Raw genomic sequence first — 494 nt, forward strand, 5'->3', positions numbered from 1 at the left:
CCCTGGGCACCATTCGGAGCGGCTTGGAAAAGCTCTTCATCGGGAGCCGGAATCGGAACTCCCAGATCATCATACACGAATTGTTTGCTCATCGCCACTCCGATCCGGGAAAGAATCTCAATTCGTTCAGCTTTCGCCTTCTCGTCCTTGGATTCCTCGCGCTTCGCCCAGATCTCGGGGATGTCGTCGCGCTCGCCCCAATTGAGGGAGACGATGGCAGGAGCCAACTGATGAGTGAGCACTTCGCCAACGAAATCCGCCACGGCATCGACCATCGCGTTCTTGGTTCCTTCGTGGACCTCGCCAAGGGCACGACTTCCGCTGTTGTCGGTGCCGGAGGTGAGCGTTTGCCCCAAAATGAACGTATCGCACTGACGGTCCGCCAAGGCGATCAATTCGCGTTGTGGCAGGTTTTGGCCGGAGGTCGAACCTTGGGCCAAGATGTTCACCTTTACGCCCGGCTTGGTGCGGAGGAAACCCTGCGAGCCGATATT

Annotated in this window: 1 protein-coding gene; it reads right to left on the reverse strand. The window is 57.9% G+C overall.

What is annotated here, in order from left to right; all coding sequences use genetic code 11:
• A partial coding sequence (locus JIN85_RS20945; RefSeq protein ID WP_200274514.1) for a phage portal protein family protein occupies window positions 1-494 on the reverse strand: 494 nt, incomplete at both ends.

Origin of the sequence: Luteolibacter pohnpeiensis (assembly GCF_016595435.1) — a bacterium.
Classification (GTDB): Bacteria; Verrucomicrobiota; Verrucomicrobiia; order Verrucomicrobiales; family Akkermansiaceae; genus Luteolibacter; species Luteolibacter pohnpeiensis.